The following is a 21,566-nucleotide window of genomic DNA, read 5'->3' as shown; positions in this document are numbered from 1 at the left end:
AACAAGGTCCGTTTAAAGTCGCGGCGGGATTTTGGTCCCGCCGCGCTTGGTCCGAGACGTCCGAGATCAATAGATCTTGGAGAACTTTTCGATGTTGGACTTGTCGAACTGGAAGGGCGGAGCCATCGCAGCCGAGTTGCTGTCATCGAGCGTGACCTTGCCGACGCGGCCGATCGACAGCGTTGCGCCCGGCTTTGCCTCTTCCTTCTTCACCGCCAGATCATGAGCGAGGTAGACGGCGGAATAGCCGAGGTCGATCGGATTCCAGAGGGCAACCGCCTGGCTGGAACCGTTGTCGATGAACTTCTTGAACTCCGACGGCAGCGCCAGACCCGTGACATTGACCTTGCCGATCAGGTTCGCGTCGGTGACGACCTGGGCAGCGGCAACGACGCCGACGGTGGTCGGCGCGATGATCGCCTTGAGGTTCGGATAGGATTTCAGCAGGCCCTTGGCTTCGTCGGTGCTCTTGGCCGAATCGTCATCGCCGTAGACGGTGGCGACGAGTTTGATCTTGGGGAATTTCTCCGGCAGGATCTTCTTGGCCGCGTCGATCCAGGCGTTCTGGTTGGTCGCGGTCGACGAAGCCGACAGAATGGCGACTTCGCCGCCTTCCGGCAGATAGTCGGCGGCCAGCTTGATGATGGTCTCGCCGATCAGGCCGGTGTCGGACGGGTTGAGATGCAGCTGGCGGCCTTCCTTGGCGACGCCCGAATCCCACGAGATGACGGTGATGCCGCGCTCCATGGCCTTCTTCAGCACCGGCACCAGCGCGTCGGCGTCATTGGCCGAAATCGCAATGGCGTTGACCTTCTGCGCGATCAGCGAATTGACCACTTCGATCTGCGCTTCGGCGGTCGCCTTGGTCGGGCCGGTGTAGATGATGTCGACATCGCCGAGTTCCTTGGCCGCCTCTTCGGCGCCCTTGTTGGCGGCGTCGAAGAAGCCGTTGCCGAGCGACTTCACCACCAGCGCGATCTTGACGTTCTCGGCATAGGCGGCATTCACGAACATGGCGGCCGAGAACGCGGCCGTCACCATCAATTTCTTCAGAAAGCTCATCGTATTTCCTCCCTTGAGCGTTGCATTCCATCGTCGCTGCGGTTGGCCTCAGGCCTGCAGCGAGGATTCTTCCTTTGCCGACTTGCGGGCGACGATCAGCGTCACACCCGCGGCCTCCAGCATGTTGGCTTCGCGATCCTCGATGCCGTCATCGGTGATGACGGTGGCGATGCGCTTGAGCCCGCACAGGATCAGGCTCGAGCGCTGGCGGAATTTCGATGAGTCGACCAGCACCACCAGTTCGTCGGCCTGGTCGATCAGTTTCTGCTCCGCCTGGATCAGCAGCGGGTCGCCTTCCATCAGGCCAAGCGGCCCGAGCCCTTGAGCGCCCATGAACATGCGGCGCGCGTAGAAATTACGCGTCACGTCATTGTCGAAGGGCGAGAGGATGATGTTCTGCTCGCGGTAGATGGTGCCGCCCGACAGCATGACGGTGTTCTTCGAATGCTTGAGCAGGTGCTCGGCGATGGGGAACGAATTGGTGAAGATCGGCATGCGGCGTCCGGTCAGGAAATGCACCATCTGGAAGGTGGTGGTGCCGCCATTGATGATGATCGGTTCGCCGTCCTTGCACAGCTCCACCGCTTCGCGCGCAATCGCGCGCTTCTGCGAAGCGTTAAGCGTTTCGTTGACGGAAAAGGGCCGGCCGGCGAGGCCGATGAACTGCGGTGGCGAGATCGCCTCGGCGCCGCCACGCACGCGACGCAGGCGCTTTTGCACATGAAGAGCCGCGATATCGCGCCGGATCGTCGCCTCGGAGGAGTCCGTCAGGTCGACCATCTCCTGCACCGTCACCACAGGCTTTTCCTGGACGGCGGACAGAATGATCCTGTGGCGCTCTTTTTCGTGCATGGTTCCTCCCTGCATGGTCATGAGGCACTAGAAAACCACCAGTGTCAATCATTTCCGCTCATATAATTTCATTGTGCAGTGCAATATGATCGATCTTGATCGTTTATGATTGACAACCGAGATGCTTGCGTAGACATTTCCGGCAAAATGGACCGCGCCTTTTGCGTCCCAGGGAGGATAATCATGCTCGACAAGCGCTCCGGCTCGCGCCTTGCCAACCTTTGGGACGATGCTAAAGCCAAGGGGCTGAGCGAGCCTGAGCTTCTGGTCTATCGCTCCAACACGCTCGGCTCCGACAAGCGTGTCACCAATTATGGCGGCGGCAACACCTCGTCCAAGATCCGGCAGAAGGACCCGCTCTCTGGCGCCGAAGTCGAAGTGCTATGGGTCAAGGGCTCGGGCGGCGACAGCGCCTCGATCAAGCTGGACGGTTTCGCCACGCTTTACATGGACAAACTGCAGGCGCTGAAAGGCCTTTATCGCGGCGTCGCGCATGAGGACGACATGGTGGGCTATCTTCCCCACTGCACCTTCAATCTCAACCCGCGCGCGGCCTCGATCGACACGCCGCTGCACGCCTATGTGCCGAAGCCGTTCGTCGATCACATGCATCCCGATGCCATTATCGCGATTGCCGCGGCCAAGGATTCCAAGGCGTTGACCAAGGAGATATTCGGTGACGCCATCGGCTGGCTGCCGTGGAAGCGGCCGGGCTTCGAACTTGGCCTCTGGCTGGAGAAATTCTGCGTCGAACACCCCGAGGCCAAGGGCGTCATCCTCGAAAGCCACGGCTTGTTCACCTGGGGCGACACACCCAAGGAGTGCTATGAGACGACGATCTCGGTCATCAACCAGGCGATCGAATGGTTCGAGCGCCGCTCCGAGGGTCTCGCCATCTTCGGCGGCGAAGTCGTCAAATCGCTAGACGCCGCTGAGCGCCGCGCCATCGCGGCGAGACTGATGCCGAGGATCCGCGGCCTGATTTCGGAGAAGAGCCACAAGCTCGGCCATTTCGACGATTCCGCCGCTGTGCTCGAATTCGTCAACTCCAGGGATTTGCGCCCGCTGGCGGCACTCGGTACCTCATGCCCGGATCATTTCCTGCGCACAAAAATCCGCCCGCTGGTTATCGAGTTCGACCCAGCGAAGCCCGACGTCGAAGCCGTGATTGCGCGCCTCGCCGACGATATTGCTGAGTACCGTGTCGGCTACCAGGCCTATTACGACAGCTGCAAGCATCCGGACTCGCCCCCGATCCGTGACCCCAACGCCGTGGTCTACCTGATGCCCGGCGTCGGCATGTTCACCTTCGCCGGCGACAAGGCCACCGCCCGCATCTCTGGCGAATTCTACGTCAACGCCATCAATGTCATGCGCGGGGCCTCGACCGTTTCGTCCTATGTCGGCCTGCTGGCGCAGGAGGCCTTCGACATCGAATACTGGCTGCTCGAGGATTTGAAGCTGCAGCGCATGCCGAAGCCGAAGTCGCTCGCCGGCCAAATCGCGCTGGTCACCGGCGGCGCCGGCGGCATCGGCCGCGCCACCGCCAATCGCCTGCTGCGCGAAGGCGCCTGCGTCGTGCTGGCCGATATCGACGAGACCGCACTTGCCAACGCCAACGACGAACTGGCGAAAGCCTATGGCAAGGACTTCGTCCGGCCGGTGCTGATCAACGTCACCGCGGAGGAGCAGGTGATTTCCGGCTTCGCCCAGACAGCCGTCGAGTTCGGCGGCATTGATATTCTCGTCTCCAACGCAGGCCTCGCCTCCTCGGCGCCGATCGAGGAGACGACGCTGGCGCTGTGGAACAAGAACATGGACATATTGTCGACCGGCTATTTCCTGGTCTCGCGCGAAGCCTTCCGGCTGTTCCGGGCCCAGAAGATCGGCGGCAATGTCGTCTTCGTCGCCTCCAAGAACGGTCTTGCCGCGTCACCCAATGCCGCCGCCTATTGCACCGCCAAGGCGGCCGAAATCCATCTCGCCCGCTGCCTGGCGCTGGAAGGCGCGGAAGCCCAGATCCGGGTCAACGTCGTCAATCCGGACGCCGTGCTGCGCGGTTCGAAGATCTGGACCGGCGAGTGGAAGGAACAGCGCGCCGCCGCCTACAAGATGTCGACCGACGATCTGGAAGAACACTACCGCTCGCGCTCGATGCTGAAGCGCTCGGTGTTTCCCGAAGACATCGCCGAAGCGATCTATTTCCTGGCGTCCGACATGTCGGCCAAATCCACCGGCAACATCATCAACGTCGACGCCGGCAACGCGCAGAGCTTTACGCGCTGAGTTAAGGGCGGAGCGCTTCTCTTCTCCCCGTCACTATACGGGGAGAAGGTGGCCCGAAGGGCCGGATGAAGGGCAGCGCTGACTGAACGCATTGGGAGGAATAGCACTTGTCCGAAACCATCATCGCCGCCGATCTCGTCTCCAGCCACAACGCCCAGCGCAAACCCGACCTCGAGCGCGACTACGCGTCGCTCGGCGAACGCCTCGACCGCCGCGGCATCGCCATCGATGCCATCCGCGACAAGGTCGAGAAATTCGCCGTCGCCATTCCGTCCTGGGGCGTCGGCACAGGCGGCACGCGGTTTGCCCGCTTTCCCGGCGCCGGCGAGCCGCGCGACATTTTCGACAAGATCGAGGACTGCGCCGTCATCAGCCAACTGACACAGGCGACGCCGACCGTCTCGCTGCATATACCGTGGGACAAGGCCGATCCGAACCGGCTGAAGCAGGCGGCCTCGCGCTTCGGCCTCGGCTTCGACGCCATGAATTCCAACACCTTCTCGGATGCCAGGGACCAAAAACTGTCCTACAAGTTCGGGTCGCTGTCGCATGCCGATGCCGGCACGCGCCGCCAGGCGGTCGAGCACAATCTGGAATGCATCGAGATCGGCAAGACGCTGGGGTCCAGGGCGCTAACAGTGTGGATCGGCGACGGCTCGAATTTCCCCGGCCAGGTCAATTTCGCCAAAGCCTTCGAGCGCTATCTCGACGCGATGAAGGAGATCTATGCCGGACTGCCCGCCGACTGGAAACTGTTCACCGAACACAAAATGTACGAGCCGGCTTTCTACTCCACGGTCGTGCAGGACTGGGGCACCAACTACCTCATATCCAAGGAGCTGGGCGACAAGGCCTACTGCCTGGTCGACCTCGGCCACCATGCGCCCAACGTCAACATCGAGATGATCGTGTCGCGGCTGATCCAGTTCAAGAAACTCGGCGGCTTCCACTTCAACGATTCCAAATATGGCGACGACGATCTCGATGCCGGCTCGATCGATCCCTATCGGCTGTTCCTGGTCTTCAACGAACTGGTCGATGCCGAGCTGTCCGGCGCCGAGGGTTTCGATCCCGCCCACATGCTCGACCAGAGCCACAACGTCACCGATCCGATCGAAAGCCTGATGCTGTCGGCGGTCGAGGTGCAGCGCGCCTATGCGCAGGCGCTGCTGGTCGACCGCAAGGCGCTCGAGGGTTTCCAAGACGGCAATGATGCGCTGATGGCGACGCAGACGCTGAAAGCTGCCTACCGCACCGATGTCGAGCCGATCCTTGCCATGGCGCGGCTGAACACAGGCGGCGCCATCGATCCAGTCGCCGCATATCGCGCGGCGGGCTACCGGGCGAAGGTCGCGGCGGAACGGCCGGCGGTTGTGGGCGGTTCAGGCGGGATTGTTTGAGATTGGCTAATCTCCACCACAGGGGGGAGATCAGCTTGCCTCTGCCGGCAGGCGAACATCAATATGTGTTCGCTCATATTGATGATGGACTCGGCCGCTCCATGTAGCTCTTCTAGGCACCGCACTTGGAGCACCGCCATGCCCTTGACCCGCCGGACGCTGATTGGCGTCACCCTTTCGCTCGCAATTGCGCTCGCGCCATCCGGCGCGCTCCATGCCGCCTCGCCACAACCGGCGAAGGGCGAGCACGGCATGGTCGTCACCGCCCAGCATCTGGCGTCGGAAGCCGGCGTCGAGGTGCTGAAGAAGGGCGGCAATGCCGTCGATGCGGCGGTCGCCGTCGGCTATGCGCTCGCCGTCGTCTACCCTAATGCCGGCAATATCGGCGGTGGCGGGTTCATGACCATCCGCTTCAAGGACGGCAAATCGACCTTCCTCGATTTCCGCGAGCGCGCGCCGCTGGCGGCAACCAAGACCATGTATCTCGACAAGGACGGCAATCCGGTGAAGGGCGCCAGCCTTGATGGCTACCTTGCGGTCGGCGTACCGGGTTCCGTGGCAGGGTTCGAGATGGCTCGTGAAAAATATGGCACGCTGCCACGCCAGGATTTGATGGCGCCGGCAATTGCCTATGCCAAGGATGGCTTCATCCTCGACCAGGGCGACGCTGCTTCATTCGCGAGCAATGCCGCACGGCTGGCGAAGGACCCTGCCGCCGCCGCCATCTTCCTGAAGCCGGACGGCAAACCCTATGGCGCCGGCGAGCGTCTCCTCCAGCCCGATCTTGCAGCCTCGCTCGCCGCCATCTCCGAAAAAGGCGCCGACGCCTTCTACAAAGGCGCCATCGCCGACGCCATCGTCAAGGCGAGCGGCGCCAAGGGCGGCATTCTGGCCAACTCAGACTTCGAGCAATATAAGGTACGCGAGCTGCAACCGGTGAGCTGCACCTATCGGGGCTATGAGATCACGTCCTCGCCGCCGCCAAGCTCCGGCGGCGTCATCATCTGCGAAATCCTCAACGTGCTGGAGGGCTACCCGCTGTCTTATCTCGGCGCCCGCTCGGCCGAGACCGTGCATGTCATGGTCGAGGCGATGCGCTACGCCTATGTGGACCGCAACTCGGCGCTCGGCGATCCCGATTTCGTCGACAATCCGGTCTCGAAACTGCTCGACAAGGGTTACGCCAAGGAGATCCGCGACAAGATCGACCCGTTCCGCGCCGGCGTCTCGCAGGATTTGATGCCGAAGGGCTTCGGCGAGTCGAAGGAAACGACGCACTATTCGATCATCGACGATGACGGCAATGCGGTCGCGGTCACTTATACGCTGAACGGCTCGTTCGGCGCCGGCGTGGTCGCGGACGGCACCGGCATCCTGCTCAACAACGAGATGGATGATTTCACCCAGAAGCCTGGCGTGCCCAACCTCTACGGTCTCGTGCAGGGAGAGGCCAATGCCATCCAGCCGAAGAAGACGCCGCTGTCATCGATGAGCCCGACCATCGTCGCCAAGGACGGCAAGCCGTTCATGGTTATCGGCAGCCCCGGCGGCTCGCGCATCATCACCATCACGCTGGAAGCCATCGTCAACGTCATCGACCACGGCATGAACATCCAGGAGGCGATCGACGCATCGCGCATCCACCATCAATGGCTGCCCGACACGATCTATGTCGAACCGTTCGGCCTGTCGCCCGACACTGAAAAACTGCTGGCCGGCATGGGCTACCACCTCGATCTCGCGGATTCTACCTGGGGTCAGGCTGCCGGCATTCTTGTCGGCGGCAAGAGCCTGGCGGAAATCGAGAAGGGCGGCGGCGCCCGTTACAACGGCGCCATCGACAGCCGCGCCGCATCCGGCGAGGCGATTGGCTACTGATCAAAACAAGAGATTGATCAGAGGACGAGCGTAAGCGTCGACCCGACGAGCATCAGCGCCGCGATCACGACGAACGCCGCGTAGATGCGGGGACGGTCGAGGAGCAGCGCATTGCCCGATATCCAGGCCGCGGTTGCGCCGCCAAGCGCAAACAGGAAGCCGTTCCGGTGACCAAAGGTCATGGAAGCGGCCATCAGCCCGCCAATGATCAGCGCGCCGAAGACGATGATCACGGCAACGGCGTATTTCTCGAAGTCGTTGCCGCCGCCCATGGCCGGGCCGATCGCGTTCAAATTGGTCAAATCGTCCGGATCGAACGGGTTGGTCGATCCATATTCATCTTGACCGACAGGTTCTCGCATCATTCATTCTCCGCTGACCGGCAACAAATCATCAACATCTGCCGAGCGCAACCGGATCGCGCCGTGCCGAAGGCCGCCGATGCGGTCTTCAACACTTTCTGATGCCGACTTGCCACGGTTTTTTTGCGCCGGTTCACAAAATCTACCCTGCTTTCGGGTCCACACGCCTGAATTACCTAGAAAATGAATTACCTGGAAAAATCGCTGCGCACGATGCCGTGCCGCTGCAGCTTGTCGTAGAAGGTCTTGCGCGGAATGCCGAGCGCTTCAATCGTTCGCCGGACATCGCCGTCATTGCGGCCAAGCGCCTCGCGGATGACATTGGCTTCATAGCGTTCCAGCCGTTCCGGCAGTGAGCTGGCGTCATCCGGCTCCGCCGGGGCGGAAGGTGGCGCTTGCGCCGCTTCCTCGAGTCCCAGCACGAAACGCTCGGCGAAATGCGCGAGTTCACGCACATTGCCCGGCCAGTCGTGCTGGCTCAGATGGCGGTGCACTGAGGCAGGCACTGCTGGCATTTGCCGGCGGAAGCGGGCGGCTGCACGCTCGGCGAAGTAGAAGAACAGCAGGGCGACGTCGTCGCGGCGTTCGCGCAGCGGCGGGATCGAGATCGTCACCACATTGAGCCGGTAGTAGAGATCCTCGCGGAAGGCGCCGCGCCGGCTGGCATCGCCGAGATCGACCTTGGCGGCGGCGACGACGCGCAGGTCGACCGGCCGGATTTCATTGGTGCCGAGCGGCGTCACCTCGCGCATTTCCAGCACCCGCAGCATCTGCACCTGGGTCGAGGCCGGCATGCTTTCGATCTCGTCGAGGAACAGCGTGCCGCCGCTCGAATGCTCGATCCGGCCGATGCGCTTCTTCTGTGCGCCGGTGAAGGCGCCGGCCTCATGGCCGAACAGCTCGCTTTCGATGACCGTGTCCGGCAGCGCGCCGCAATTCAGCGCCACGAAATTGCCCCTGGCGCGGCGGCTCCAGCGATGCAGCAGGCTCGCCACCACCTCCTTGCCGGAGCCGGTCTCGCCGGTCACCAGAACGTCGACATCGGTATCGGCGATTTGCCGCAGCGTCCGGCGCAATCGCTCCATCGCCAGCGTCTGCCCGATCAGCGGCAGGCCGTCTTGCGCCTGTTCGGCGCTTTCGCGCAAGGCGCGGTTCTCCATCACCAGCCGGCGCTTTTCCGCCGCCCGTGCCACACTTTGCGCCAGCCGGTCGGCGGCGAAAGGCTTGGTGATGAAGTCGTAGGCGCCATCCTTGATCGCCTTGACCGCAACCGCGATGTCGCCATGCCCGGTGACCAGGATGACCGGAATGTCGGCATCAAGCTGCAAGACGCGGTCGAAGAGCTGCAGGCCGTCAATGCCGGGCATGCGGATGTCGGACACCACCACGCCGGGAAAATTGGCGTCGAGCCCGGCCAGCGCCTCGTTCGCCACCGCAAAGGCCGAGACGGAAAAACCAGCGAGTTCCAGCGTCTGCCGCGTGGCCCTCCGCAATTCGCTGTCGTCGTCGATCAATACGACCGGTGCGGTGTCCATCATGCTGCCCTGGCGAGGTGAATGGTAAAGCGCGTGCCGGCCTGGTCGCTCGCCACCTCGATGCGTCCGCCATAGTCGGCGACGATGTCCTGCGAGATGACGAGGCCGAGCCCGAGGCCTTTTTCCTTCGAGGTGTTGAACGGCGTGAACAATGACTTGAGGATGGCAGGCGAAATGCCCGGCCCATTGTCGGCGACGGCAAGCGCCACGCCGTCGGCCGTCTCCTGGGCCGACACCTGCACCCTGGCGCCGTCGCGCCCGTCCAGCGCTTCCAGCGCATTTTGGAACAGGTTGATCAGCACCTGTTCGAGCCGCAGCCGGTTGCCCATCACCTTGAGCGTTACCGGCGGAAGCGTGATATCGAGTGCGTCCAGCCGACCGGCAAAGCGGCTTCTGAGCAGCACCACGGCGCCCTCGATGACGCCGCGCAATTCGACCGGTTCGGCTGCCGTGCGCCCCTTGCGGGCAAAGACCTTCAACTCTTCGGTGATGCCTCCGATGCGCTCGGTCAGCGCGGCAATCGCGCCAAGGTTCTCCTCGGCCGAGGCGGTCTGCTTGCGCTCCAGGAACACACGCGCATTGTCGGCATAGGCGCGGATCGTCGCCACCGGCTGGTTGATCTCATGCGCGACCCCGGCGGCAACCTGGCCGAGGGTAGCAAGACGGTTGGCCTGCACCAATTCCTGCTGCATGACCTGCAGCTTGGCTTCGGTGCTGCGGTGATCGGTGATCTCGGCCTGCAGCCGGTCGCGCGCCAGGCTGAGGTCATGCGTACGCTCGACGACGCGGCGCTCGAGCTCGATGCGCGCTGCCTGTTCGGCAGCGATGCGCATCTGCGCCGACTGACGGCGCCACAGGAGATAGCCGGCCAGCGCCAGCAACGGCACCACGACGCCCAGCGCCAGCAGCCGCATCTCACGCACCGCAGCCGCGATCGGCGCTTCGACCGGCACGAGATAATCGAGCCGCCATGGCGTCGATTGGACCAGTGTCGAAAGCCTGAGATATTCGGCATCGCTGCCGCCCGGTGTTATCGCATGCACCATCGACACGTCAGGGCTCAATGCCTCGGGGCGTGTGATCGGCAAGGGGATCAGCGGCGCGTTGCCGAATTGCTGGCTGCTCCGGATGGTGGCAGCCACCGGGCCGGTCAGCGGCGCGGTGGTCATGAAGCGCCAGGACGGCACGCTGGTGATCAGCACGACGCCGTGGTCGTCGCTGACATAGGCCGGCCGGTTGGCCTCATGCCAGTCGGCTTCAAGCTGGTCGAATTCCATCTTAACGACGACGACGCCGAGCGGTGCCGCCGCATTGCCGACGCGACGCGAAATATAGAGGCCCGGGCGCTTGCTGATGTTGCCCAGCGCAAAATATTCGGCCGTTCTCGATTGCATGGCGCCGGAGAAATAGGCGCGGAAACCATAGTCGTTGCCGACGAAGCTGGTTGTTTCGCGCCAGTTGCTGGAGGCGATCGCAAACCCGTCGACGCCGGTGACGTAAAGCACCGAAGCCTTGGTGCCGGAGACTAGCCCTTCGAGCTTGCGGTTGAGCACGTCGATCGTGACAGCGCCCTTGTTCTGCAGGGCGTCATGCACCTGCTGGTCCTCGGACAAGAGCAGCGGCAGCGCCCGCGGGCTTTCCAGCACGGCGCGCAGCAACGCAACCTTCAGATTGGCATCGGTGCGGCCTTGCGCCGCCAGTGCCGCGACCTCGGCGCGGCGCGCGTAGAGGCCGGCGCCGGTGAGCGCCGTGGCAACGATCACCAGCGCGATCGCCGCAAACAGCAGCCAGGCGCGACGCGCGCGTTTGCCGAGTTGCTCGGGCGTCGGCGACAGGACCGCGGCAGGGCGTTGCAGCATTCCCTATTTGTGCATGATTTCGCACAAAGCACAATTCAGTCATGCGGATGTCCGCACTTGCGTTGAGCGGCAGCAGCCTCGATCGGACGAATACCCAACAAAATCAATGGCTGCGGTATGCCGCACAGTCTGGCACGGCAGTTGCAGTGACCAATACAGCAGTCGCAAGGCTGCGGAAAACAACTGCCCCGGGAGGTCGAGCTTTCGATCGGGGCGCCATGGAGGACGTCATGCAGCCAGCATTCGCTGCCGCCGAACCGCGCGGCAAGCTACCCTTTTACCGTCATCTCTACGTGCAGGTCCTGACGGCGATCGCCGCCGGCGTGCTGCTCGGTCATTTCTATCCCGAACTCGGTGCTTCGCTGAAGCCGCTCGGCGATGCCTTTATCAAGCTGGTCAAGATGGTGATCGCGCCGGTCATCTTCCTGACGGTGACCACCGGCATTGCCGGCGTCTCCGACCTGAAAAAGGTTGGCCGCGTCGCCGGCAAGGCGATGATCTATTTCCTGGTCTTTTCGACCCTGGCGCTGGTCGTCGGCATGGTCGTCTCCAACGTCGTCCAACCGGGCGCCGGCATGCACATCAATGCGGCGACGCTCGACCCCTCGAAGGTCGCCACCTTCACCGAGAAGGCGCATGACACGACCATCGTCGGCTTCCTGCTCAACATCATCCCCGACACCATCACCGGCGCCTTCGCGCAAGGCGACATTCTGCAAGTGCTGTTCTTCTCGGTGCTGTTCGGCATCTCTCTCGCTCTGGTCGGCGAGCGCGGCCGCCCGGTCGTCGATTTCCTGCAGGCGCTGACCTCGCCTATCTTCCGCCTGGTCGCCATCCTGATGAAGGCCGCCCCTATCGGCGCCTTCGGCGCCATGGCCTTCACCGTCGGCAAATACGGCATCGGCGCGATTGCCAACCTCGCCTTTCTGATCGGCACCTTCTACCTGACGTCGCTGCTCTTCGTGCTGGTCGTGCTCGGCGCTGTCGCTTGGTACAACGGCTTCTCGATCCTCGCCTTGATCCGCTACATCAAGGAAGAGCTGCTGCTGGTGCTCGGCACCTCGTCCTCGGAAGCCGCTCTTCCCGGCCTGATGGCCAAGATGGAGCGCGCCGGCTGCAACCGCTCGGTGGTCGGCCTGGTCATCCCGACCGGCTACTCCTTCAACCTCGACGGCACCAACATCTACATGACGCTGGCGGCGCTGTTCATCGCCCAGGCGACCGACACGCCGCTCACCTATGGCGACCAGATCCTGCTGCTGCTGGTTGCCATGCTGAGCTCCAAGGGTGCCGCCGGCATCACCGGCGCCGGCTTTATCACGCTGGCCGCCACGCTCTCTGTCGTGCCTACGGTACCCGTTGCCGGCATGGCACTGATCCTCGGCGTCGACCGCTTCATGTCGGAATGCCGAGCGCTGACCAATTTCGTCGGCAATGCAGTGGCGACGATCGTTGTGGCGCGCTGGGAAGGCGAACTCGACCAGACCAAGTTCGCCGCCGCCATGGCCGGCACATTGTCCGAGGAAGCCGACCTGGCGCTGTCGGGCGATCTGCAGCCCGCCTGATTACTGAACGCAGACGTTCGCCACAAGGCCGCAGCCGGTTCGCCCGTTGCGGCCTTTTGTTTTGGCGCGCATGGCGGCTGGTGTTGGCCAAAGCTTCCCGGCTAGGATGTCGGCGGTTTTCAACCGAAAGGCCGGCGAATGAGCAGTGCATACCCCGAGATCTATCTGGTCCGTCACGGCGAGACGGAGTGGAGCGCTTCGGGAAAACACACCGGCCGCACCGACATACCGTTGACGCCAAAGGGCGAGGCGGCGGCTCGCGGCGTGGCGGACCGGCTCAAGGATCTGTCCTTCCAGGCGGTGTGGTCGAGCCCGTCGCAGCGCGCCTTCAGCACCTGCACGCTTGCCGGCTTCGGCGCTGCTGCCGTCAAGAAGGACGACCTGCAGGAATGGGACTATGGCGCCTATGAGGGCGTTAAGACCAAGGAGATTCTTGTGCAGCGCCCCGGCTGGCAATTGTTCCGTGACGGCTGTCCCGACGGCGAGTCGGTAGCGGATGTTGGCGCCAGGGCCGACAGGATCATCGCCGGGCTGCGGGCAATCGAGGGCAATGTGCTGGTGTTTTCAAGCTCGCATTTCCTGCGCGTGCTGGCCGCGCGCTGGCTCGGTCTGCCACCCGAAGGCGGTGCGCACTTCGTACTTGATACCGCGAGCCTCAGCATCCTCGGCTATGAGCACGATCTGAGCGAGCCGGTGATACGCAGGTGGAACCAGAAGTAGGGTTTCGCGGCAAGCCTGCCTCTTAACGCGCGAGCACCGCCAATTCCTCCGATGTCAGATGCCGCGCCTTGCCCTTGGCGAGTTCGCCGAGCTGCAAACCGCCGATCGCCACCCGAACCAGCCTCAGCACCTCGATGTCGAATGCCCCGAGCAGGCGGCGGATCTGGCGGTTGCGGCCCTCGTCGAGCACGATTTCCAGCCAGGCAGTGCGGCCGCCGCTGCGCAGCAGTTCGATCGAACTTGCGGTCAGCAGTTCGCCGTCGACGATCGCTCCGTCGCGAAAGCGCGCCAGCATCGCTTCGTCGGGCGCGGTGCCGATCTGGACATGATAGGTCTTGGCGACATGCGAGGCCGGATCGAGCAGGCGGTTGGCCCAGCGCGTGTCGTTGGTCATCAGCAACAGGCCTTCGCTGGCCTTGTCGAGGCGGCCGACCGGCGACACGAAAGGCAACTCCAGTTCCACCAGGCAGTTATAGACGGTGCCACGATCCTGCGGGTCATCGCGCGTGGTGACCTGTCCGCGCGGCTTATTGATCATCAGGTAGACTTTTGCCTCGCCGACGATCTGCTCGCCGTCGACAGCGATGCGGTCGCGGCCGAGATCGACACGCAGCGACGGATCGCGCACCACCTTGCCGCCAACCCGCACGCGCCCTTCGGCTATCAGCAGCTCGGCCTGCTTGCGCGAACACAGGCCGAGTTTAGAAAGCGCCCGGTTCAGGCTGACGCCTGCGCTCGCGGTCTGGTGTTGGGCGGTGTCTGGTGGCCGTGCCATGTCCTGCTTGCCATCCCAATGATCGGCATCGACAAATGCCACGCCCCGCATTGGCTTCGCAACCTGCCGACAATTGGTGGGATCGTTTACCGTGGATCGAAGGCATTTTTCGGTTGAAGTGTCGCTGCCTTGTCCCGTATGTCGCACGCATGGCATCGATTGACGGGGGGAAAACCGTGGCGCATGACGCCGGTTCGACCGAATCCGGAACGATGCCGGTGCGCGATCTCAGCAAAGACGATCGTGACGAGATGTTCCGCCTTTACGAGAAATACTACGATGCTGCCGATCGCGACCGGTTCGATCGCGATCTCGCTGAAAAAGAGGTCGTCGTCCTTATCCGACGCCGGCACGAGATCATCGGCTTCTCGACCATTTTCGTCGGAAGCCAGGAGATTGCCGACGACACGGTTCACTATCTCTTTTCCGGCGACACGGTTCTGGATTCATCACGCTGGGGCGATCCGGTGCTGCTGCGCGCCTGGTTTCGCGCTGCCGGCGCCGTCAAGGCAAGGATCGGCGAGGGCCGGCTGTTCTGGTTTTCCATCATGATGGGCCACCGCACGTTCCGCATCCTGCCCAATTTTTTCCGCGACTTCTTTCCCTCGATCGACGGACGAGATACCAGCGGTCTGGCGCGGATACGCAACGAGATCGCCGCAGTGCGCTATGGACAGTATTTCAATCCCGAGACCGGGCTGATCGATTTCGGCCAGTCGCATGGGCATCTGCGGCACGAATGGGCAGGCGTCGAGGAAACCGCCGCGCGCAACCGCTACGCGGCCTTCTTCCTCAAGGCCAATCCCTGGCATTTTCGTGGTGTCGAGCTTGCCTGCCTGGCCGAATTCGACATCGCCAACCTGAAGCGCTACGGGGCGACCAGCTTTGCCGAAGGCCTGGCGGATGGTCATTGACGCCTGGTCGCGGATTGCCGATCTCACCGCGGCTACCGACGCCGGGTTCCGCGCCGGGCTGAGCGGCGTCGAAACGGCCCAGCGCGGCACCCTGGCTGGTCTCATCAGTGCCAATGGTTCGACCGCGTTCGGCAAGGACCGCCGGTTCGCCGAAATCCGTTCGGCGGAAGCGTTTCGCGATCTGGTGCCGATCGCCGACTATGCCGCGCTCCAGCCTTACATCCACCGGGCGATCGGCGGCGAGGATGGGGTGCTGACAACCGAGCCGATCCGGTTCATCGAGCAGACCGGCGGCAGTTCGGGCGGCTCCAAGAACATCCCCTATACGGACACCGGGTTGAGATCGTTCACCGACTGCCTTTATCCCTGGCTTGCCGACTTGATCCGCCGCCGGCCCGGCGTCACGCGAGGCCGCAGTTATTTCGCGCTCAGCCCCGTCGGCCGGTCGCTGGATCAGCGCATCGGCGTGCACCGGGTCGGCAGCCCCGTGCCTTTCGCCTATTTCGGCGCCTTGCGCGACAGCCTGATCGCCCTGTCTGCCGTGCCCATGGAGCTGCGGCTGCTCGCCCATTTCGAGAGCTGGCAGCGGCAGACCTGCCTGCATCTTCTGGCCTGCGAGGATCTTGCCCTGGTCTGGGTGTGGAGCCCTACCTATTTCACCGAAATCCTCCGCGCGATGCGGCGCGATGCCGGCATCCTCTTACCCCAGTTGACTTCGATGTTGACGGCAACGCACCCCGCCGCCGCGGTGCGCACCCGTATCGAAACGCTGGAGAAAGCGCTCCGTGACCCACAAGGCGACCTCTCGGTTATCTGGCCGCAGCTTGACACCGTCAGCTGCTGGACCGATGCATCGAGCAAAGGTTTCGCCGCCGAACTGCAGGCCCTGTTCCCCGCCGCCTTCATCCAGTCGAAAGGGTTGATGTCGACGGAAGCCGCCGTTTCATTTCCCTATGGCGACGGTCCCGGATCGATCCTTGCCGCGCGAAGCGGCTTCTTCGAATTTGTCGACGATGGCGGCACCAGCCATTTTGCCTGGCGGCTGGAGATCGGCCAGGCCTATCGGCTGATCGTCACCACCGGCTCCGGCCTTTATCGCTATGACACGCAGGACATGGTGAAGGTCGTCGGCTTCGACGGCGACACGCCGCGTCTGCAATTCGTCGGTCGCGCCGGCATGGTCTCCGATCTCTGCGGCGAGAAGCTGACCGAGGCATTCGTCGCTCATTGCATCGGTAAGATCGGGCTTGGCCAGCAGCAGGCCTATGCGCTGGTCGTTGCGGCAACAGAGCCGCATCCGCACTACCGTCTCTTCCTCGAAGCCGGACCGGCCGCTGCGGCATTTAACGAAAAGCTCGATGCCGAACTCGCCGCCAACCCGCAATACGAATATGCCCGCTGGATCGGCCAGCTTGGCCCTGTCCAGGCGACGCCGGTCGAGGATCTCTATGGCCGGCTGAAACGCCATCGCCTGAAAGGCGGTATAAGCATTGCGGGGATGAAGGCGCCGGTGCTGTTGCGGCAGGCCGACAGTGAGCTCATCGCCGCGCTGGAGGCGACCGGGGCTTGACCCCGCGCCGGTCAGGCAGCCAGCCGCAAGACGAGTGATTCCAGCCCGCGGATCGACGAATTGTCCATCCATGTCGGCTGTCCAGAGGCGGGTTCGATGCTGCTCCAGCGACGGAGCACTGCCTCCAGCAGCCGTTTTCCCTCCATTTCGGCAAGCGCCTTGCCGATGCAGACATGGGCGCCGCGGCCGAAGGCGAGGTTCTGCTTGCCCGAACGGCTGATGTCGAAGCGCTCGGCCTGGCTGAACCGGGCCGGATCGCGATTGGCTGCGCCGACGAGCAGGACGACCATCTGCTCCTTATCGATCGGCTGATTGTTCAGTTCGATAGGCTGCAGCGGCCAGCGGCAGATTTTCTGAACCGGGCTTTCAAGCCGCAGGGTCTCGGCAACCGCAGTGGCAACTAGATGCGGATCGGCCCGCAAGGCAGCCCATTGGGCGGGCGCGTGGGCGAGATGGAACAGCATGTTGCCAAGCAGATGCACGGTGGTCTCGTGCCCGGCGAAAGCCAGGAAGGCGATGTTGCGGCCGGCAACCGTCAGCCCGACGGCATCGACCAGCGCCGGCAATCCGACCAGCAACGGCGGCATTACGGCGCCGGCAAGGTGGCTGCGCAACAGCTCGGCGAAATAGGCCGACATTTCGTGGGCGGCGTTCGGCGCCGAGCCGAAGGCGTCATCGAAACCAGTGTCGAGGATGGTGCGGATCGACGCCGACCAGGCGCGCAGCGTCGGCATGTCTTCGGCTGGAACGCCGAGCAGCCGGCCGATGATGCGTTCCGGCACCGCGCGCGTGAAGGCGGCGACGACGTCGACCGTGCCGGACAGATCCGCCTTTGAAACGAGCTGGTCGATGGCCTCGTCGACCACGGGCGCCAGAACTGCCGTGCCGTTGCCTACAAAGGGCTGCTGCAGGGCTTGCCGGATAGCGGCGTGCGCGCGTCCCTCCTGATACATCAGCCAGTCATTGATGGCTGATCGGCCGGTATCGGCTTCGCCGCTCGGCGGGACATGCGACAGCTGCCGGTTGACAAGACAGGCCGAAACAAGATCGTATTTCGTTACGTAGACGTCGCCCCACGGCGCCTGCCAAACAGGCGCCTGCTGGCGCATCTCATCGTAGATCGCGTAGATGTCTGTAGAACCATTGAAGCAACCGGCGCGTACTTGCCGCCAGCTGTGGTCGGCCGATGGAAATTCTCCATGCATTTTCTTGTGAATAACCCCGGTTACCTCACCCTGAATCACAACCACCCGTCGAACTATGACCGGCGGGCAGGGTCATGGCCATGACCGTTGCCGCGGGCTTCAGCCCGGTCTATTACCTTTGTACCCGCCAGCACGCTTACACGATAGGTGTGTTCCTTGGCTATTACCCGCATGGGCTTGGCGATGTCTTGCGGATAATCCCTTATGAAGAGACCGGCAGTCTTGGCTCGGTCGCGCCGGGAACGTTCATTTTTACCGATTTCGAAAGGCTCACGCCGGTTCAGATGCAGGCGGCGACTGACCTGTTCGACAGCGTCGCTGCCCAGGATCCCGGCCTGCTCCTGCTGAACAACCCCGCCAAGGCGCTTGGCCGCTTTGACCTGCTGAAGCGGTTGAAGGGAGCCAGCCTCAACGGTTTCGATGTCCATCGCCTCGATCAGCGCCAGGCCATTTCGCGCTTTCCGGTGTTCGTGCGCTGGGAAAGCCGGCACGATCCGCCGCTGACCGGACTGTTGGACAGCGCGCAAGCGCTGGAAGTGGCAATCGCCGCCCTGCCGGAGCCTATCCGGCATGACCCGGACCTGATGATCGTCGAATATGGCGCCGCCCCCTCGGCCGATGGGCGCTTCCGCAAATATTCGGCCTACAAGGTCGGTTCTACCATTTATCCGCAGCACTGCTTCATCAACGAGAACTGGTACATCAAGTTTCCAAGCACCCGCTTCACTGAGGCGGACAGGGCTGAAAGCCGCGCCTATGTCGCTGACAATCCGCACGCGGCCGAGATCAAGGGGGTGTTCGCGCTAGCCGGGATCGACTATGGCCGCATCGACTACGGCATGATCGGCGGCCGCATTCAGACCTTCGAGATCAACAACAACCCGACCGTCCTGGCGCGGCCTCCCGGCTGGGATGCGGGCGCCAATTACGGCCGATACGCCGATCTGCACGCAAAGGCGCTGCAGGGCATCATCCGGTCGGCATCATCCGCCCCGCCACTGAAGCTTGGGGACGGAAGCCGCAGCGTTGACGCAATCCACGCCGATGCCATGCGCAAAGTGCGTCGGCGCATCGCCTGGTTTTCCCTCAGGCGAAGCCTGTCGTTGCGCGGGCTCAAGAAGCGCTTGGCAAACCGGTTTCGCGGCTAGAGCCCGGTCCATCCCGATGGAAATCGGGATGGAGCCCTATCTTCTAGTTTGAGCATGATCTTTTCCGAAAACCGGATTCCACTTTTCGGGATCTTGCTCTGGGTCGATCCCCAGCCGGCGGTCCGGGACCCGCCTGAAGCTGAGGTTCGGCCTGGGAGGTGCTTGGCGCGACCTGACAGCCCGCCATGGAACGCTGCCCCGCGACGGACGTTGTTGCCGACGAGCGATTTGTCGCGAAAGGCACCGCCATGAAGAAAATCTACCAAAAGCCGACGCTCGTGAAGCGAGGCAGGCTCACCAGCCTGACGGCTCAGATCGTCGCTTCTGGGGTCATTCTGGGGGAATGATCCCCCAGATAACGGAAGGGATAAATCGATGAGCGAGCGCGGCGTTGATTTCCTGCAGGGCTGGATCCACGAGCACCTGCCGGGCGAACTGCCTGCCGACAAGGCAACGGCTCGAACCCTAACCACGCGAGCTGCCCTGGATGCTCGGCATTTAGGCCTTGAGGTCAGCGAGATCGAAGAGGATCTCGGTCCGCTGGAACGGGTGATTTTCGAGGCGCTGGATCAGCCCGATATCTGAGCCCCGACATCTGAGCCCCCGATATGAGCCCATTGCAGGCGATATTGGCCCATCGCCATCCTGGCGGGGGCTTTTCCGTGATGGCATCCGTGGGTGCGCAGCCCTAGGCAGCCCGCGCAGCTGACGCTCCCCGTGCCGGCGGCAATTCGAACACAGTGGCGCCGTTCTCTCGGCCGCGTTCGACATAACCGATGACGCGGAACCATTTGCCGACGTCGGCCCGCTGCAGCCAGCTGCGCGAGTGGATGGGCAGGTTGCCGGCCAGCGCCTGAATGTGGCGGATGTGGCGCCTGCAGAAGCGGACCGTCGCGGCGCTGAAGAAACCCTCCTGCGCGGCAAACAGCGTGTCGGCGGCGTCGCTGTTTTCGTGCCAGGCGACGATCGCCACCGTCTTGTCGCCGTCGACCAGCGCGTGCGCCCGGCCTTCCTTCAAATTCATCATCAGATTGTCGTAGGCGACCTTGCTGTCCTTGCCGGCGGCCACATACTCGTCCGACATCCGCGTGGACAGATCACGGAAGACACTTTCGAGATCGCCGATCGTAGCTGCGCGTGCTCGCATTTCTCCTCCTGCAGCCCCGGCAGGTAGTTTGCCCCAAGGAGAGGGGATCACCAAGCAAATCAAATCCGCCATTTGGCCTATGCGCGCAAAGTGATTTCAGAAGGCGGGTTTATTGCGTTGGCAGATCGCTCCCGTGGAACCGAACTTGCCTCCCCGAATTGACTCGCGATCGCGTTCGGGAGGGGAAGCATGCAAGATCAGCATTTCGATGAGCCGGTTCGCGTGGCGCTCGGCAGATCCAGAAACAAGATCTACAAGGTGGAGCGTGTCGCGCAGGCCGCCGATATCCTGATGAACCGATGGCCCGTGAAGACAGGCGGCTATCACGTCGCCGCCCGCAAAGCCTGCCTTGGCGTTCTGGAAGGCCTTCAAGAGGCGCGCTATGCCCGCGCCGCCTTCGTCAACGCGGCGATCGAGGCCGATATACTGGTCGAGCGCGACCGCGAGGGTTGAGCGGTCCATCGCCTCTTTGTTTGGCGTGAGGTAAACTGGCAGACCGGTCGGGAGCCTTCCATGTGCAACGACTATGAGCAGCATATTCTCTGGGCTGAATATTGCCGGATGCTGGAGTCGCTGGCACTTGAGATCCCGACCCATCAGACCGAACTTGACCTGCCGCGGGTTGATGACATCCATATCAACGATCCAGCCCCGATCATGCGCGCCGCCGGCGACACTGGCGTCGTTGAACTGACGTCGATGACGTTTGGATTTCCGCCGGCCGGCCCGAAAGGCGGACCAGTGTTCAACTTCCGCTCCGAAGGCAGGCAATTCGCCGGCAGCAAACGCTGCCTCGTTCCGGCATCCGCCTTCTTCGAGTTCACGGGCACGAAGTATCCGAAGGCAAAGCATCGCTTCACGCTCAACGGCTCGCCGTTCATGGCCATCGCAGGGCTTTGGCGTGAAGCTGCCGGCAACAAGCCGCCAACCTTCACCATGCTGACAACCGAGCCTGGACCGGATATTGCGCCCTATCACAGTCGGCACGTCGTGGTGCTTCGGCCCGGCGATTGGGCGGCTTGGCTCAGTCTGACGAAGCCGGAACCCGAACTGCTGCAGCCGCTTCCAGCCGGCTCGCTGCGCGTGGAGACCGTGCGCCCCGAAAGTTCATAACTCGGTTGCGCAGGCTTGCCGGCACAGCCGGCAGGCCGAAATCAGGAATCCGTCGGTGCGGCGCCAGGAAGTCAAGCCCTTGATGTTCAGTGCCCTTCCCGAGAGATGGGTGACAGTTCATTCCGGAGACATGGGTTACACTTTCGGCCTTTGCAAGGAGAGCAAGGTGCCTTGG

Annotated in this window: 20 protein-coding genes; 12 read left to right on the top strand and 8 right to left on the bottom strand. The window is 63.0% G+C overall.

The window, feature by feature from the left end:
- Nucleotides 1–66 precede the first annotated feature (66 nt).
- Together rhaS and NKJ64_RS24155 are read right to left on the bottom strand one after the other, a co-directional pair.
- Nucleotides 67–1,062, bottom strand: a complete 996-nt coding sequence (gene rhaS, locus NKJ64_RS24160; RefSeq protein ID WP_023669661.1) for a rhamnose ABC transporter substrate-binding protein — start codon at nt 1,060–1,062, stop codon at nt 67–69.
- A gap of 48 nt (nt 1,063–1,110) precedes the next feature.
- Complete coding sequence (locus NKJ64_RS24155; protein ID WP_023669662.1) at nt 1,111–1,914, bottom strand: DeoR/GlpR family DNA-binding transcription regulator; 804 nt, start codon at nt 1,912–1,914, stop codon at nt 1,111–1,113.
- A gap of 183 nt (nt 1,915–2,097) precedes the next feature.
- On the opposite strand from NKJ64_RS24155, the gene NKJ64_RS24150 reads away from it, so the two are divergent.
- The 3 genes from NKJ64_RS24150 (at nt 2,098) to ggt (ending at nt 7,478) form a co-directional block, all read left to right on the top strand.
- The gene (locus NKJ64_RS24150) at nt 2,098–4,200 is read left to right on the top strand and encodes a bifunctional rhamnulose-1-phosphate aldolase/short-chain dehydrogenase (protein ID WP_023736114.1); all 2,103 of its coding nucleotides are present in this window, start codon (nt 2,098–2,100) and stop codon (nt 4,198–4,200) included.
- 107 nt (nt 4,201–4,307) lie between these two features.
- Complete coding sequence (gene rhaI, locus NKJ64_RS24145) at nt 4,308–5,600, top strand: L-rhamnose catabolism isomerase (RefSeq protein ID WP_023669664.1); 1,293 nt, start codon at nt 4,308–4,310, stop codon at nt 5,598–5,600.
- A gap of 138 nt (nt 5,601–5,738) precedes the next feature.
- Entirely contained in the window at nt 5,739–7,478 is a 1,740-nt protein-coding gene (gene ggt, locus NKJ64_RS24140; protein ID WP_023669665.1) for a gamma-glutamyltransferase, read from the top strand.
- A gap of 17 nt (nt 7,479–7,495) precedes the next feature.
- On the opposite strand, the gene NKJ64_RS24135 is transcribed toward ggt, so the two are convergent.
- From NKJ64_RS24135 to NKJ64_RS24125, 3 genes are all read right to left on the bottom strand, one after another.
- The gene (locus NKJ64_RS24135; RefSeq protein WP_032885862.1) at nt 7,496–7,843 is read right to left on the bottom strand and encodes a hypothetical protein; all 348 of its coding nucleotides are present in this window, start codon (nt 7,841–7,843) and stop codon (nt 7,496–7,498) included.
- A 185-nt stretch (nt 7,844–8,028) separates the two neighbouring features.
- Nucleotides 8,029–9,378: a sigma-54-dependent transcriptional regulator gene (locus NKJ64_RS24130; protein ID WP_352463466.1), complete on the bottom strand. Its 1,350-nt coding sequence runs from the start codon at nt 9,376–9,378 to the stop codon at nt 8,029–8,031.
- Nucleotides 9,375–11,234 carry a sensor histidine kinase gene (locus NKJ64_RS24125; protein ID WP_023816202.1) on the bottom strand — a complete coding sequence of 620 codons (1,860 nt, stop codon included), beginning with the start codon at nt 11,232–11,234 and terminating at the stop codon, nt 9,375–9,377. Before NKJ64_RS24125 ends, NKJ64_RS24130 begins: the two co-directional genes overlap by 4 nt.
- Before the next feature lie 230 nt (nt 11,235–11,464).
- Here NKJ64_RS24125 and NKJ64_RS24120 point away from each other — a divergent pair, with 230 nt between their 5' ends.
- Together NKJ64_RS24120 and NKJ64_RS24115 are read left to right on the top strand one after the other, a co-directional pair.
- Complete coding sequence (locus NKJ64_RS24120) at nt 11,465–12,799, top strand: dicarboxylate/amino acid:cation symporter (protein ID WP_023681916.1); 1,335 nt, start codon at nt 11,465–11,467, stop codon at nt 12,797–12,799.
- Between the two features lie 138 nt (nt 12,800–12,937).
- Complete coding sequence (locus tag NKJ64_RS24115) at nt 12,938–13,519, top strand: histidine phosphatase family protein (protein ID WP_023703410.1); 582 nt, start codon at nt 12,938–12,940, stop codon at nt 13,517–13,519.
- Nucleotides 13,520–13,541: 22 nt separating this feature from the next.
- On the opposite strand, the gene NKJ64_RS24110 is transcribed toward NKJ64_RS24115, so the two are convergent.
- Nucleotides 13,542–14,294 (bottom strand): pseudouridine synthase, encoded by a 753-nt coding sequence (locus NKJ64_RS24110; RefSeq protein ID WP_023829790.1) that lies wholly within the window; start codon nt 14,292–14,294, stop codon nt 13,542–13,544.
- A 149-nt stretch (nt 14,295–14,443) separates the two neighbouring features.
- On the opposite strand from NKJ64_RS24110, the gene NKJ64_RS24105 reads away from it, so the two are divergent.
- Both NKJ64_RS24105 and NKJ64_RS24100 read left to right on the top strand, forming a co-directional pair.
- A complete protein-coding gene (locus tag NKJ64_RS24105) occupies nt 14,444–15,208 on the top strand; it encodes a hypothetical protein (RefSeq protein WP_155923870.1) in 765 nt (254 codons plus the stop codon).
- Entirely contained in the window at nt 15,198–16,778 is a 1,581-nt protein-coding gene (locus NKJ64_RS24100) for a GH3 family acyl-acid amido synthetase (RefSeq protein WP_023829788.1), read from the top strand. Before NKJ64_RS24105 ends, NKJ64_RS24100 begins: the two co-directional genes overlap by 11 nt.
- A gap of 11 nt (nt 16,779–16,789) precedes the next feature.
- Here the strand turns inward: NKJ64_RS24100 and NKJ64_RS24095 are convergent, their stop codons facing one another.
- On the bottom strand, nt 16,790–17,983 hold the full coding sequence (locus NKJ64_RS24095; RefSeq protein ID WP_023829787.1) for a cytochrome P450: 1,194 nt from the start codon (nt 17,981–17,983) through the stop codon (nt 16,790–16,792).
- Between the two features lie 80 nt (nt 17,984–18,063).
- On the opposite strand from NKJ64_RS24095, the gene NKJ64_RS24090 reads away from it, so the two are divergent.
- The 3 genes from NKJ64_RS24090 to NKJ64_RS24080 all read left to right on the top strand — a co-directional run bounded on the left by NKJ64_RS24090 (nt 18,064) and on the right by NKJ64_RS24080 (nt 19,716).
- Nucleotides 18,064–19,131: a hypothetical protein gene (locus NKJ64_RS24090; protein ID WP_155923869.1), complete on the top strand. Its 1,068-nt coding sequence runs from the start codon at nt 18,064–18,066 to the stop codon at nt 19,129–19,131.
- Between the two features lie 185 nt (nt 19,132–19,316).
- Nucleotides 19,317–19,478: a hypothetical protein gene (locus NKJ64_RS24085; RefSeq protein WP_023669672.1), complete on the top strand. Its 162-nt coding sequence runs from the start codon at nt 19,317–19,319 to the stop codon at nt 19,476–19,478.
- A 28-nt stretch (nt 19,479–19,506) separates the two neighbouring features.
- Nucleotides 19,507–19,716 carry a DUF768 domain-containing protein gene (locus NKJ64_RS24080; RefSeq protein ID WP_023669673.1) on the top strand — a complete coding sequence of 70 codons (210 nt, stop codon included), beginning with the start codon at nt 19,507–19,509 and terminating at the stop codon, nt 19,714–19,716.
- A 103-nt stretch (nt 19,717–19,819) separates the two neighbouring features.
- Here the strand turns inward: NKJ64_RS24080 and NKJ64_RS24075 are convergent, their stop codons facing one another.
- A complete protein-coding gene (locus tag NKJ64_RS24075) occupies nt 19,820–20,278 on the bottom strand; it encodes a hypothetical protein (protein ID WP_023696662.1) in 459 nt (152 codons plus the stop codon).
- A gap of 189 nt (nt 20,279–20,467) precedes the next feature.
- Between NKJ64_RS24075 and NKJ64_RS24070 the strand changes: the two genes are divergently transcribed.
- Both NKJ64_RS24070 and NKJ64_RS24065 read left to right on the top strand, forming a co-directional pair.
- A complete protein-coding gene (locus NKJ64_RS24070) occupies nt 20,468–20,731 on the top strand; it encodes a DUF982 domain-containing protein (RefSeq protein ID WP_023669675.1) in 264 nt (87 codons plus the stop codon).
- A 60-nt stretch (nt 20,732–20,791) separates the two neighbouring features.
- Nucleotides 20,792–21,391: an SOS response-associated peptidase gene (locus tag NKJ64_RS24065; RefSeq protein ID WP_023755076.1), complete on the top strand. Its 600-nt coding sequence runs from the start codon at nt 20,792–20,794 to the stop codon at nt 21,389–21,391.
- The last annotated feature ends 175 nt before the right edge of the window (nt 21,392–21,566 follow it).

Source organism: Mesorhizobium sp. M0062, from assembly GCF_040323125.1.
Lineage (GTDB): Bacteria > Pseudomonadota > Alphaproteobacteria > Rhizobiales > Rhizobiaceae > Mesorhizobium.
Note: the sequence above shows the minus strand (reverse complement) of the source record. Positions and strands in the feature narration are given on the sequence as shown.

Bases quoted from the DNA above. Each gene is read 5' to 3' on its own strand.
- NKJ64_RS24100 (WP_023829788.1), top strand. From the start codon at position 15,198: ATGGTCATTGACGCCTGGTCGCGGATTGCCGATCTCACCGCGGCTACC.
- NKJ64_RS24110 (WP_023829790.1), bottom strand. From the start codon at position 14,294: ATGGCACGGCCACCAGACACCGCCCAACACCAGACCGCGAGCGCAGGC.
- NKJ64_RS24095 (WP_023829787.1), bottom strand. From the start codon at position 17,983: ATGCATGGAGAATTTCCATCGGCCGACCACAGCTGGCGGCAAGTACGC.
- NKJ64_RS24065 (WP_023755076.1), top strand. From the start codon at position 20,792: ATGTGCAACGACTATGAGCAGCATATTCTCTGGGCTGAATATTGCCGG.
- NKJ64_RS24105 (WP_155923870.1), top strand. From the start codon at position 14,444: ATGGCATCGATTGACGGGGGGAAAACCGTGGCGCATGACGCCGGTTCG.
- NKJ64_RS24075 (WP_023696662.1), bottom strand. From the start codon at position 20,278: ATGCGAGCACGCGCAGCTACGATCGGCGATCTCGAAAGTGTCTTCCGT.
- NKJ64_RS24080 (WP_023669673.1), top strand. From the start codon at position 19,507: ATGAGCGAGCGCGGCGTTGATTTCCTGCAGGGCTGGATCCACGAGCAC.
- NKJ64_RS24090 (WP_155923869.1), top strand. From the start codon at position 18,064: ATGACCGTTGCCGCGGGCTTCAGCCCGGTCTATTACCTTTGTACCCGC.
- NKJ64_RS24070 (WP_023669675.1), top strand. From the start codon at position 20,468: ATGCAAGATCAGCATTTCGATGAGCCGGTTCGCGTGGCGCTCGGCAGA.
- rhaS (WP_023669661.1), bottom strand. From the start codon at position 1,062: ATGAGCTTTCTGAAGAAATTGATGGTGACGGCCGCGTTCTCGGCCGCC.
- NKJ64_RS24130 (WP_352463466.1), bottom strand. From the start codon at position 9,378: ATGATGGACACCGCACCGGTCGTATTGATCGACGACGACAGCGAATTG.
- NKJ64_RS24155 (WP_023669662.1), bottom strand. From the start codon at position 1,914: ATGCACGAAAAAGAGCGCCACAGGATCATTCTGTCCGCCGTCCAGGAA.
- NKJ64_RS24150 (WP_023736114.1), top strand. From the start codon at position 2,098: ATGCTCGACAAGCGCTCCGGCTCGCGCCTTGCCAACCTTTGGGACGAT.
- NKJ64_RS24120 (WP_023681916.1), top strand. From the start codon at position 11,465: ATGCAGCCAGCATTCGCTGCCGCCGAACCGCGCGGCAAGCTACCCTTT.
- ggt (WP_023669665.1), top strand. From the start codon at position 5,739: ATGCCCTTGACCCGCCGGACGCTGATTGGCGTCACCCTTTCGCTCGCA.
- NKJ64_RS24085 (WP_023669672.1), top strand. From the start codon at position 19,317: ATGGAACGCTGCCCCGCGACGGACGTTGTTGCCGACGAGCGATTTGTC.
- NKJ64_RS24125 (WP_023816202.1), bottom strand. From the start codon at position 11,234: ATGCTGCAACGCCCTGCCGCGGTCCTGTCGCCGACGCCCGAGCAACTC.
- NKJ64_RS24135 (WP_032885862.1), bottom strand. From the start codon at position 7,843: ATGATGCGAGAACCTGTCGGTCAAGATGAATATGGATCGACCAACCCG.
- NKJ64_RS24115 (WP_023703410.1), top strand. From the start codon at position 12,938: ATGAGCAGTGCATACCCCGAGATCTATCTGGTCCGTCACGGCGAGACG.